Raw genomic sequence first — 12,040 nt, 5'->3', positions numbered from 1 at the left:
CGCAGACCGCAGACCGCAGACCGCAGACCGCAGACCGCAGACCGCAGACCGCAGACCGCAGACCGCAAACGGCAGAAGGCAGATCGCAGACCGCAGCCGCAGACGGCAAACGGCAAACGGCAAACGGCAGAAGGCAGACCGCAGACCGCAGACCGCAAACGGCAGAAGGCAGATCGCAGACCGCAGCCGCAGACGGCAGACGGTAGACTGCAGACTGCAGACCGCAGACCGCAGACCGCAGATCTCAGACGGCAGACCGTAGTTTGCCATCACATACCTCGCCCCGCCCATCGCCCCGCCCATCGCACCCACACATCGTCCCCCTACACATCACCCCCGTACCGCTCCGAACCCGGCGGCCTGTCGACCAGATTCGTTCTTTGCGCCGTGCGAAAGTTTGGAGACGGCCCGCGGCGTCATAGAGTAAACGTTTATCGTTGGTCTAAAGGCAGGGATATTGCTGAAACGGCTTGATATCTGTGATTAACGCCGGCGTCAAAGACGCCGTTTCCGTTTATCCATTAGTGGCTTAAAAGTTGTCCAAATGTTGAAAGCTTTGTTTCATTTTTTTGAAAATGGTCGGTTCGGCCGGGTGCCGAGTGGCTGGTGACACATGAAATGCCGGCGGGTAAAGTAAGACTTGCCAAACGAACCATCCATGCCATGCGACAGGAGACGTGAACATGAAAACATCGAAAGCAGTCCGCTATACGGCATCTATATTCATGCTAATGCTGCTGCTCTTGACAGCCACAGGCTGCACGGACAAATTTATCGTACTCGATCCTAAAGGACCGATTGCCGATCAGCAAAAAGATTTAATGCTCGTTTCGACTGTGCTTTGCTCCATTGTCATCGTTCCGGTGCTTATTCTTTCGGCGGTCATCATGTGGCGCTATCGCGACAAGAAAGGCAGGAAGGCGAGCTATACGCCCGAATGGGAGCACAGCACGAAGCTGGAGACGATCTGGTGGGGCATTCCGATCATCATCGTGTTTGCCATTGCGGTCATTACGGTCAAGGGCACCTATGCGCTGGAGCCGTCCAAACCGCTTGCTTCCGAAAAGAAGCCGCTCACGATCCAGGTCACGTCGCTCGATTGGAAGTGGCTGTTCCAGTATCCGGAGCAAGGGATCGCAACGGTCAACTACGTGCAAATTCCCGAGGACGTGCCGATCCGCTTCGAGATTACCGCGGACGCTCCGATGAATTCCTTCTGGATTCCGCAGCTCGGCGGTCAAATGTACGCCATGTCCGGCATGGCGATGACGCTTTATTTGCAAGCGGATGAGCAGGGGGAGTATATGGGCTCCGGCGCGAACTACACGGGCAAGGATTTCGCCAAAATGTACTTTACGACAAAAGCGACGTCCCAAGAGGCATTCGACGAATGGGTGCAAGACGTGAAAGCTTCCTCGCCTGAGCTAACGCTGGACGGATATAAGAAGCTTGCCGAGCCGGCCGCGTCGGAAGTGCTTGCGTACTCCGCATTCCCGGAAGGCTTGTTCGAAATGACGGTCACCAAATACGCGTCTTCGCACAATCACGGATTATCGTGGAACGAGATTCAAAACATTCGGCCGGAGCAATAAGCGGATGTTCAACCGGCGCGTAAGGAGAGGAACCATTTATGTGGGACAAAGTGAAAAGCTTTGCATCCGAATTTTTTGTAACCGGCGATCCGTTAATTTACGGCGCCGACGTCAGCATTGCGCTGACGATTTTAACCATCGTGTTTTTTATGACCTACTTCAAAAAATGGGGCTGGCTTTGGCGCGAATGGCTGACAAGCGTCGATCATAAAAAAATCGGCATCATGTACATTATCGCTTCGTTCCTCATGCTATTCCGCGGCGGGGTGGACGCGCTGCTGATGCGGGCCCAGCTGGCCGTTCCGGAGCTGGAGTTTTTAACCCCGGAGCATTATAACCAAGTTTTTACGACCCACGGGGTCATTATGATTTTGTTTATGGCGATGCCGTTTATGTTCGGCTTGTTCAACGTAGTCGTACCGCTGCAAATCGGCGCCCGCGACGTCGCCTTTCCGTTCCTCAACGCCTTGAGCTTCTGGCTGTTTTTCGCGGGCGCAATGCTGTTCAACCTGTCCTTCGTCATCGGAGGCTCGCCGGACGCCGGCTGGCTCGCGTACCCGCCGTATTCGGGCAGTATGCATAATCCGGGCGTCGGACAAGATTTCTACATTTGGGGCATCCAAATATCGGGTATCGGCAGTTTGATGACCGGGATCAATTTTATCGTGACGATTCTGAAAATGCGCGCGCCCGGCATGAAGCTGATGAAGATGCCCATGTTTCCATGGTCGGTGCTGTCCAGCTGCATTGCCATCATTTTCGCCTTTCCCATTTTGACGGTTACGCTTGCGCTACTGTTTCTCGACCGTTATGCGGGGGCGCATTTCTTCACCTTGGACGGCGGCGGCAACCCGATGATGTATATCAACCTGATCTGGATGTGGGGACATCCCGAGGTTTACATTATCGTCCTTCCGGCATTCGGCATTTTCTCGGAAATCGTGGCGACCTTCGCGAAGAAAAAGCTGTTCGGCTACAAGTCGATGGTGTTCGCCATGATCATCATCAGCGTCTTGTCGTTCCTCGTATGGGCGCATCATTTCTTTACGATGGGCTCCGGAGCCGACATCAACGCCTTCTTCGCTTTAACTACGATGCTGATCGCCATTCCGACCGGGGTGAAGGTGTTCAACTGGCTGTTTACGATGTTTCGCGGAAAAATTACGTTCGAAACGCCCATGCTGTGGACGGCCGGTTTTATTCCTTGCTTTGTAATCGGCGGTATGACGGGCGTTCTGCTATCGGTGGCGCCGGCCGATTTTCAGTTTCATAACAGCTATTTCCTCGTCGCCCACTTCCATCAAGTCATTATCGGCGGCGTGGTGTTCGGCTACTTCGCGGGTTTGTATTACTGGTGGCCCAAATTGTTCGGCTTCAAGCTGAACGAGCGGATCGGCAAATGGGCGTTCTGGTTTTGGAATATCGGCTTTTATTTGTGCTTCATGCCACAATATGCGCTCGGTTTGATGGGGATGACGAGACGGGTCGTGACTTACGGTTGGGACAAAGGCTGGTGGGAAATGAACCTTGTTTCGACAATCGGCGCCGTTCTCATGGGAATCGCCTTCCTGTTCCAAGTATGGCAAATCGCGCACAGCGTCAAATTTCTCAAGCGGGATGAAACCGGCGACCCCTGGAACGGCAGAACGCTGGAATGGTCGATTCCTTCGCCGGCGCCGCTGTATAACTTTGCGGTATTGCCCAACGTAACTGCACAGGACGACTGGTGGGAGGAGAAGCGCCGCAGGGAGCAGGGGCAAACGGTATCGGCCCCTCCGATCGAACCGATTCATATGCCCAAAAATTCCGGTATCCCGATCGTCATGTCGCTGTTCTGGTTTATCGCCGGCTTCGGCTTCGTGTTCGAGTGGCTGTGGATGATTATTCCTGGATTGGCGGGCGTCGTGATTTGCATGCTCGTCCATTCGTTCCGTTACGATACGGACTATTATATACCCGTTTCGGAAGTTAAGCGTACCGAAGCGGCATTAAGGAAGGTGACGAACGGATGAGTCAAGCGGTGGGAGCTCCGGGTTCAGCGGGGCACGAAAATCATTCGCATAATCAGCATCACGACGCGGAGGAAATGCGCACGTTCGGCTTTTGGATATTCCTGATGACGGACTGTATCCTGTTCGGTACTTTGTTTGCCACCTACATCGTCCTTCAGGGGAATACGAACGGGGGGCCGATGCCCGAAGAGCTGTTCCAAATGGGCGGCATCGTGGTTAGCACCTTCATTCTGCTGACCAGCTCCTTTACGAGCGGGCTTGCCGTTCTTGCCATGAACAAGGGCAACCGCTCCGGTTTGATCGGATGGCTTGCCGTTACGCTTTTGCTCGGCGCTGTATTCGTGGGTATGGAAGTTTACGAGTTCATCCATATGGTGCATGAAGGAGCGGCGATCGGCACAAGCGCGTTTTTATCGGCCTTCTATACGCTTGTCGGCACGCATGGCCTTCATGTTTCCCTTGGCATCGTGTGGATGATCGCACTGATCGTTCAACTGGCGAAACACGGCATTACGCCGGTAACCAAGCGCAAGGTCAACGTGATTAGCCTATACTGGCATTTCCTTGACGTCGTCTGGATTTTCGTATTTACCGTCGTTTATTTGATGGGGGTGAAGTAAATGGCACATCACACCGAATACCAAACCGCGAGTACGCATGAGACTTCGCACGGCTCGCTGAAATCGTACAGCATCGGCTTTCTGTTCTCCATCCTGCTTACGATCGTCCCGGTCGTCATTGTATGGAACGATTGGTTCGAAGGTACGGCAAGCAATATAGTCCTGATGGCGGCCGCCGTTCTGCAGTTCGTCGTTCAGCTCGTTTATTTCATGCATCTGCGCGAGGAAGGCAAGCCGCGTTACAACTTGATGGCGCTTATCCTCGGTCTAATTATCGTTCTGACTATCGTCATCGGGTCCATTTGGATCATGACGTACAACATGGTGGCGACGTGAGCGGTCAAAATGCTGACGGCGTCGTTCGATTCAATAAGCGGCTGCTTCTGCAAAAGACTTTTGCGATGTTGACGGGTATTGCAGCGCTCCTCTTCTTTACGGCGTGCGGCCAAGGAACGAACGCGGCGGGTGATCATGGAACGGCTTCAGCTGAAGCCGCCCGCGCGGAGGCTCTGTACAAAAAGCAATGCTTGTCCTGCCATGGCGCAAATTTAGAGGGAAAAGTGGGACCGGATTTACGGAAGGTCGGATCGAAGCTGGACGAAGAGCAAATTGCCGCAATTTTACGGGACGGAGCAAAAGGGATGCCCGCTTTCAGCAAGATGTTGAACGATGAAGAAATCGAAGCTTTGGCGCGATGGCTGTCACGGAACAATTAACGGGAGGGGATGCCCCATGAAGAAAAGCATGATGCTTATCCTCGTATGTTTACTTGCCGTCTTCGCGGCTGCCTGCGGCAATGGCAAAAATCGGCTCCATATTCCGGTCGAGCCTTTTCAATTCACCGATCAAAACGGACAGCCGTTCGCTTTGTCCGATTTGAACGGCAAGGTGTGGATAACCGATGTCGTATTTACGCATTGCATGACGGTATGTCCGGCGATGACGGCGAATATGGCGAAGCTGCAAGGCAAGCTGAAGGAGGCGGGTGTCGAGGCGGAGCTCGTATCGTTCTCGATCGATCCGGATAAAGACGATCCGGAGGCGCTCAGAACGTATCTCGGCAAATTCGATGCGGATTTCGCGAACTGGCATGCATTGACCGGCTACACATTCGACGAAATCAAATCGTTTCTGCTGAAGTCGTTCAAATCCTACATTTCCAGAGATACGGCTACCGATCAAATCATTCACAGCACTTCGTTTTTTCTGGTCGACCGGTCCGGTACGGTTGTCGCCAAATACGACGGCGCGTTGGATACGCCATATGAGAGGATCATTAAGGATATAAAAGCCCTGGATCGCTGATTTCGGTTAACAAAAGAACCTTCATTACCACTTTCGTAGCGGTTTTGAAGGTTTTTTTTGCTTCATTTATGGGATTCGCTCACTGAAGTGTACCCTTTGACAGCTTTTTTGCGATTGATGTGATAACCGCTTCTTCTTCTCACACAAGGGAGAATAATTGAAACGGGGCGGAAGTCCGTAACGTAATACCGGAATATCATCGGATAAGGAGAAAAGTACAATGTGGAACCCTGTCGATACGAAGTTTTACGCGCCAAAGCTGCCGGTAGCCATTGCGGCTGTAGGAGATAGCACGGAGGCTCATTTTATCCGTACGGTGCTGGAGCAATTCAATGTCGTAACGCTGCTGCATGCGATCGGCACGCCGGTCGACTTTTTGAACGTCATCGGCCAAAAGGAGAACGCTCCGAAGCGACGGCGCTTTTTATTATGCACTTTTTTTACAAGCTGACCAAAGATAACGGCTGTACCCTGGAAGAGGCTTGGGAGCATGCCGCAGCATACGACGAGGAAAGCCGATTGTACCGGCTGTACACGCACGAAGCGGTCTACAAAATCGGCGACGGGGGAAAAGTTAGGACGGTGTAGGCTGATATTCATGGCTTCCCGGCGTACCGCATCATCGGTTGTTTCTTTCGCTCCATTAGTGATATGCTTATGGGTGTTAACGATCGAAGCATGCGTTCATTACTTTGCAGGATCATGGAGCCAAACGAATCTGCTGCCGCTTAAACGTCGGTTTGCGTACGGCCGGCTGCCGGGAAAGAGGTACATATGACAATATCTTATATAGTGGCGATGGGGCGCGACCGTTCCATCGGCAAGGATAACAAGCTGCCGTGGCGGCTGCCGGCCGATTTGGCCTATTTCAAGAAGACGACGATGGGACATCCGATTTTGATGGGACGCAAAACGTACGACTCGATCGGGCGGCCGCTGCCGGGAAGAACGAACGTCGTGCTGACGCGGAGCCAAGATTTCCAAGCGGAGGGCTGCGTCGTCGTGCATACGGCTGAGGAAGCGATGGAGCGGTTTGCCGCCGAGGAATTATTCGTTACCGGCGGAACGGAGATGTTTCGCTTGTTTATGCCGTATGCCGATAAAATGTACATTACATGGATCGATGCGGAATTCGAGGCGGATACGTTCTTCCCCGAATATGACGAAGCGTTATGGAGGCTCGTTTCCGAAGAGCCGGGCGTTACCGACGAGCGCAACCCGTACGCGTACAGCTTTCGCGTTTACGAGCGCATGAAATAAAAACCGCGGGCCGGCGCCCAATGTCATTAAGTTAGCTTAATGGCAAGACCGGGAATAAAAAATGGAATGCGAAACGGCATGGGAAAAGCCCCTGTGCCGTTTGTTTTTTCTGCATTCATGGAAAAAAGGGTACAGCAAACAAAACGGATGGAGTACCCGTTTTAAAAATGTTCATTTTAACCGATTTATGCTACTCTGTAGACGAAGCTAACAGCTGATTTATAGCGGATTTTGCGCGTGTTCTTCTGCCCCTGGCGAATGGGTCGAATCGGCAAAATATTTTTTCGAATCAGCGCTTCAACATCGGGCGGGGGTTCATCGTCCCGTGAGCGCAGGAAATGTCTACAAACGTGAACGGCAACCGTGAAGTTGACTTGGTATGGGTGCCGTTTATCCATTTGGGAAATGACTACGTGCGAGGTAATCATTTCAGCGAAATTGTACATGATTAATCTTGCGAAAATCTCTTGGGTGATGAACTCTTGTCTCTTTGCGTGAAAATTGGTCAGACCGACAGTGTATTTTAATGCCCGGAAAGAGGTTTCAATGCCCCATCGCATGTTATATTTTTAGAAGGGATGAACTTGTAGATTTCAGGATGTGCTTTAACCTCGTTGGTTTGTTTTTTGGTAAGTGTCACCTGAACGACAACATCAAACTCTCCACCGGTGGGCAGACACAAGCCCGAAAGAATACCATTGGAATTTAAATCCTTTACCCGAATGATGTAGTTCCAGCCCTTGCGTTCAATATGCGCGAAATTGTTGTAACCTTCATACCCTCGATCGGCAATAACAATAGTTTTGCTTTTGATGGGGGAACGGTCAACCAATGCTGCCAGTGCCCTTCCCTCGCTGCATAACCTTAATGGCTGAACCATGGCATCCACGTAAATTCTATTGCACAAATCATAAGCTGCGTTCAAATGCGTAAGGTTATATCCTTTTGTGTTCGGTTGCGTTTGAAAATAGGTATCCGTGTCCGCAGGGTCCGTTGCGAAATGTAAATCCGAACCGTCAAAAGCAAGCAATCGATACCCGCGATAGTCCTTGATATCCGTATACGATTGCGTAAATTTGTGAAACAAGAATTCAAGTGCAGACGGCAAGATTTTATTCCTTTGTTGGATAAAAGCAGACGTGGTTGCGGTGTTTACGTCATAGCCCTGCGAGTCCAAAAGCTCCTTGAATATGCTGTTGCCGCCCATCGAGACCAGGAGCTGCATAACTGTTTCAAAGGGCAGTTTTCTCTCCCGGGTAAAATCTTTCCCCGGGTTTTTAACATAATGTGCTGGTTCGGCTGACATTTCTCGTATGAGGGATGTCAGCTTTTGTTTTAGTGAGCTTGCGAATTCATTCATTGGCAAAACCTCCTCGTTTTTCAAGGGGCTTCGCCACACATATCCACCTACTTGTCAAGTCTTTTTCACTTTTTTGCACAAAAAAAGAGCGGGCTATCTTTTCGATAACCTGCTCTTGTACTTGATTTTAAGCCCCGTGCCTTAACTTAATGACATTGGGCCGGCGCCCGCGGTTTTTATTTCAGTAAGTTCATTAGGCCCGATATTTCATCGGTAAACGCGTCTGTCCTTAGCTTACGCTTACGAAGTCGCTTTCTTCTTCGAAAGCGTTAGGACGGCAAAGCCGTTTATCCTTGATTTATCAGAAAGTATAGCGTGGAAGCGGCTCTAAATCTCGGTAAACGCCAGCGTCAAAGACGCCGGTAGGCGTTTATCCTTGTCCAGGAATTGCGTAACGGCAAGCGTTACGGCTGCCCGTCATATTTTATCTCGAAGCTTCTGCATATCTTTGACCATGATGTATTTGTTCTGCACCGAAATGATGCCTTCCTCCTGAAGCTCCAGGAACGCTTTCGTCACCGATTCGCGAACGGTACCGACCATGCCGGCTACTTGCTGATGCGTCAGCTTCACGTTGATGACCGAGCGGTTCTGATACGGCGTTCCATATTCTTCCGCCAGCCGGAGCAGCGTTTTGTATATGCGGGTGCGCACGTCGAGGAAGGTTAGGCTAAGGATTTGTTCGTTCGCTTTATGCAGACGTTCGGACAGCGTTTCGAGCAGCACCAGCAAAATTTTCGGACAAGTCTCCGTAAAGCTCGCAAAATCGGAGCGGGAAAGCACGTAAAGGCTCGTCGCCTCCATCGCTTCAGCCGTCGCCGTCCGTTTCATGTCTTGGCGAAACAAGGCCATATCGCCGAAGAAATCGCCTTCTCGGAACATGGATAATATAATTTCCCGAAATTCGTCAAGCCGATAAATTTTGACCATACCCGACTTGATAATAAAAAATTCGTCTCCGGGTTCGCCTTCAAAAAACAAAATCGTCCCTTTCTTGCACTTGCGCTCCGTAAAGAGCGGACCTATCGCTTCCAGCTCCTCGTCGGACAAGTCTTCAAAAATAGGGATGCTTTTCAGCAAATCGGCAATGCGGCTTTCCATTCGAATCAACCCGATACTTTGTTATTTTTTGAGCTATTCTCCTAATAAAGTTCGCTAATCTGTCGTGCAAGTCCTGCCGCAAAGGATAATATTTTTTTCTTCGATTTGGAATCGCCGAATCTTCGGGTTGCTTCCATTCCGCAGATGGGCTATCTTATAGTAGCGGTTTATTTTGGTCATACCATCATACAGATCGGTCAAAACCAGAGAAAAAGAAATTTCACAAACCCTTATGTAATCGCTTACAAAACAACGGATGAGGTGACGCCCATGCGCATGAAATGGCTGCATAACGTACAAACACGCCATTTTTACTACAAAGTGATCGCCGTTACGCTGATCCTGTCGCTGCTGCCTATGCTTGCAACCGGCATCGTGTACTATCAGAACGTCAAATCCACCGTCCAGCAGGAGCTGCGTCAGGCGAACGGCAACTATTTGAACCAGACCGCCAATGCAATGGAAATGATGATCGATCAGATCGGGAACAGCTTCCGCCAGCTGACGCTGGATGGGGCGACGATGCGTCAATTCGAGCAGTTTCCGCGCGGCGCCTATTATGAAATGCTGACGGGGGAGCTGAAGGAAGAGGATTTGCCCGCACTGGAATCCTATTTAAACGGCAAAAAGCAGGCGCTTTACAACATGCGGGCATTGAAGCTGTCGAACGAATTCATCCATTCGGTCTATTATTTCGACAGCGCCAAAAAACTGATCATGACGTCCGATCTGCTGGAATACGATCCCGACCGTTTCTATGACGGAGGCTGGAACCGGTTCCCGTCCGGCGACCCGGCGCTGCCGATGATTCTTGACATGAGGATCGCCAAAACGGCGGAAGGCGGGTCATTGAACGTCATTCCGCTCGTATACAAAACGTCGATTCAAGGAAACGTGCTCGTCATCAATCTGGATGCGGACAAAATTTACGAAAGCTTTTTGCGCAGAACGGGGAGCGGGACGAACCGCCCTTTCTTCGTCTTGTCGTCAGGCGGAAAGCCGATGCTTTACGATTCCTCGAATCCGATGACCGTCCGGATCGGCAACAGCCCGTTCTGGCAAAACGAAAACGGCGGCGGGCCGAGCTTTTTCGAGGAGGAGGCGGAAGGGGAGCGGTTGTTTGTCACGTGGGTCAAGTCGGACAGGCTCGGCTGGACGTTCGTTTTTGCTTCGCCGCTCGGCGAATTGTACAGGAGCGTCGCCAAGGCCAAAAACATGATCGTGCTGTACAGCTGCGTACTGGCGGCAGCCGCTTGTCTTCTGGCGCTGCTGTTCGCACGGCATTTATATGCGCCTATTCGCCGCATGCTGCAGTTCATCAAAAGCACGGACGACCGCTACGCAAGCGCAACGACTGGCGAATGGCAAGTTATCCGCGCCAGCTTCGAGGAGGCGTTCGAGGACCGCTTTAGCTTGCGGCACCGGTTAAAGGAAAGTTTGCCCGCCTATAAAGAAACGTTCGTCCGCTCGCTGCTCCGCCAGCATGCATACGGGAACGATTATATGAAAGAACGGCTCGACTATCTCGGCTTCGACATCGAATTGGAGCATCTGATGCTGATGGCCGTCATGACGGAACGCGCTGACAGCCGCCAGGCGGACGCGGAAAGCGAAAGCCTGAACAAGGTGCGTCTGACTGATGCGATCGGATCCGTCCTTCCGGCAGACTGGAAACGTATCGTATGCGAGGCTGCGGACGGGACCTTCGTCGTCATCGTCAACGGCCGCCCCGACGAGTTATCGGACCTGTTCGCATGCGCGGATCTGTTGATCCGCACGATCGGGGAACGGCTCGGGCTCGGCTGCTCGATCGGGATCGGGAAGCCGTGCGCTCACGCAAGCGAACTAGGCAGAGCGTATGCGGAGGCGAACGAAGCGCTGCGTTACCGCGGAATCGTCGGCACGGGCCAAGTTATTTATATCGAGGACGTCAGGCTGGAGGGAAATACGCCGCTCCACTATCCGTCCGACAAAGAAGAGGCGCTGAACACGCACATCGTGAACGGGGATACGGATCAGGCGCTGCGGCTGCTCGATCAGATCGTCAGGGAAATCAGCAGGGAGAAGGGAAGGGTGCACGTCCGCCAAATTCAATACGCGCTCATGCGCCTCCTTGGCAGTCTGGTCGCGACCTCGGGCCGGACGAACATCGACCTGTCCGCGTTTGCGGGCGAGAAAACGAACGTATACGAAGCGCTTCTTCATCAAGACGATCTTCAAGAAGCGGTGCAATGGCTGCGAAGACTGGTCGCGACGCTGGCTTCGGGTTTCGGCACTGCTTTTCGGGAGAAAAACAACCGGTACGTCGATCAGGCGGTCGAAATTATCCGCAGCGAGCTGGACAAGCCGCTCTCGCTCGTCCAAATCGCCGACAGGCTCCGCCTCAATCCGTCGTATTTGAGCCGCATTTTCAAGGAAAGCACCGGACAATCGTTTACCGATTACATGACGAAGGCGCGAATGGACAAAGGGAAGCAGTTATTGCTCGAAACGGATTTGAAAATCAAGGAAATCGGCGAACGGGTCGGCTATTTGAAAAGCGACTATTTCATCAAGCTGTTCCGCGAATGCGTCGGCATGACCCCGGGCGAGTACCGCAAGGCGCGAAGCAATGCATAAATCGTCCGCTGTGCGGATACCGCAACGATGACATGCATACCACGATGATGCGAAAAGTCATCGCTAAGGGGTCCGGGTCATGCCTGCGGCATTCCCTTATGAAGCCCCGCGGCCTAAACTGGCAATAACAGTGCACTGTGCGTCGTCGCGAAACGCATTGCTGGTAGAAAT

At 52.0% G+C, this 12,040-nt stretch carries 14 protein-coding genes; 11 read left to right on the top strand and 3 right to left on the bottom strand.

The features are described 5' to 3' along the window. The 10 genes from DQG23_RS42465 to DQG23_RS39530 form a co-directional block, all read left to right on the top strand. Positions 1–262: hypothetical protein (locus DQG23_RS42465; RefSeq protein ID WP_202866022.1), on the top strand; the 262-nt coding region annotated here is incomplete at its 5' end. Positions 263–683: 421 nt separating this feature from the next. Next, positions 684–1,592, top strand: coding sequence for a ubiquinol oxidase subunit II (gene cyoA / locus DQG23_RS39565; RefSeq protein ID WP_113036574.1), 909 nt, complete (start codon positions 684–686; stop codon positions 1,590–1,592). Between the two features lie 38 nt (positions 1,593–1,630). Then, complete coding sequence (locus tag DQG23_RS39560; RefSeq protein WP_113036573.1) at positions 1,631–3,604, top strand: cbb3-type cytochrome c oxidase subunit I; 1,974 nt, start codon at positions 1,631–1,633, stop codon at positions 3,602–3,604. After that, positions 3,601–4,224: a cytochrome o ubiquinol oxidase subunit III gene (gene cyoC / locus DQG23_RS39555; protein ID WP_113036572.1), complete on the top strand. Its 624-nt coding sequence runs from the start codon at positions 3,601–3,603 to the stop codon at positions 4,222–4,224. Before DQG23_RS39560 ends, cyoC begins: the two co-directional genes overlap by 4 nt. Continuing rightward, positions 4,225–4,560 carry a cytochrome o ubiquinol oxidase subunit IV gene (gene cyoD, locus DQG23_RS39550; protein WP_113036571.1) on the top strand — a complete coding sequence of 112 codons (336 nt, stop codon included), beginning with the start codon at positions 4,225–4,227 and terminating at the stop codon, positions 4,558–4,560. Then, complete coding sequence (locus DQG23_RS39545; protein WP_238178243.1) at positions 4,557–4,940, top strand: c-type cytochrome; 384 nt, start codon at positions 4,557–4,559, stop codon at positions 4,938–4,940. The genes cyoD and DQG23_RS39545 overlap by 4 nt, the downstream gene beginning before the upstream one ends. Positions 4,941–4,956: 16 nt before the next feature. Further along, positions 4,957–5,529 (top strand): SCO family protein, encoded by a 573-nt coding sequence (locus DQG23_RS39540; RefSeq protein WP_113036570.1) that lies wholly within the window; start codon positions 4,957–4,959, stop codon positions 5,527–5,529. A 220-nt stretch (positions 5,530–5,749) separates the two neighbouring features. Continuing rightward, a complete protein-coding gene (locus DQG23_RS39535; protein WP_113036569.1) occupies positions 5,750–5,980 on the top strand; it encodes a hypothetical protein in 231 nt (76 codons plus the stop codon). Beyond that, positions 5,959–6,117 (top strand): hypothetical protein, encoded by a 159-nt coding sequence (locus tag DQG23_RS42460; RefSeq protein WP_158560941.1) that lies wholly within the window; start codon positions 5,959–5,961, stop codon positions 6,115–6,117. The genes DQG23_RS39535 and DQG23_RS42460 overlap by 22 nt, the downstream gene beginning before the upstream one ends. 186 nt (positions 6,118–6,303) lie before the next feature. Further along, positions 6,304–6,789: a dihydrofolate reductase gene (locus DQG23_RS39530; RefSeq protein WP_113036568.1), complete on the top strand. Its 486-nt coding sequence runs from the start codon at positions 6,304–6,306 to the stop codon at positions 6,787–6,789. A 185-nt stretch (positions 6,790–6,974) separates the two neighbouring features. Here the strand turns inward: DQG23_RS39530 and DQG23_RS43940 are convergent, their stop codons facing one another. The 3 genes from DQG23_RS43940 to DQG23_RS39520 all read right to left on the bottom strand — a co-directional run bounded on the left by DQG23_RS43940 (position 6,975) and on the right by DQG23_RS39520 (position 9,250). Continuing rightward, the gene (locus DQG23_RS43940; RefSeq protein ID WP_202866020.1) at positions 6,975–7,349 is read right to left on the bottom strand and encodes a transposase; all 375 of its coding nucleotides are present in this window, start codon (positions 7,347–7,349) and stop codon (positions 6,975–6,977) included. After that, complete coding sequence (locus tag DQG23_RS39525; RefSeq protein WP_202866018.1) at positions 7,313–8,149, bottom strand: transposase; 837 nt, start codon at positions 8,147–8,149, stop codon at positions 7,313–7,315. The genes DQG23_RS43940 and DQG23_RS39525 overlap by 37 nt, the downstream gene beginning before the upstream one ends. Positions 8,150–8,566: 417 nt before the next feature. Continuing rightward, the gene (locus DQG23_RS39520; protein WP_113036585.1) at positions 8,567–9,250 is read right to left on the bottom strand and encodes a Crp/Fnr family transcriptional regulator; all 684 of its coding nucleotides are present in this window, start codon (positions 9,248–9,250) and stop codon (positions 8,567–8,569) included. A 270-nt stretch (positions 9,251–9,520) separates the two neighbouring features. Between DQG23_RS39520 and DQG23_RS39515 the strand changes: the two genes are divergently transcribed. Beyond that, the gene (locus tag DQG23_RS39515) at positions 9,521–11,869 is read left to right on the top strand and encodes a helix-turn-helix domain-containing protein (RefSeq protein WP_158560940.1); all 2,349 of its coding nucleotides are present in this window, start codon (positions 9,521–9,523) and stop codon (positions 11,867–11,869) included. Positions 11,870–12,040: the final 171 nt, after the last annotated feature.

This window comes from Paenibacillus contaminans, assembly GCF_003285015.1.
Taxonomy (GTDB): domain Bacteria; phylum Bacillota; class Bacilli; order Paenibacillales; family NBRC-103111; genus Paenibacillus_V; species Paenibacillus_V contaminans.
Note: the sequence above shows the minus strand (reverse complement) of the source record. Positions and strands in the feature narration are given on the sequence as shown.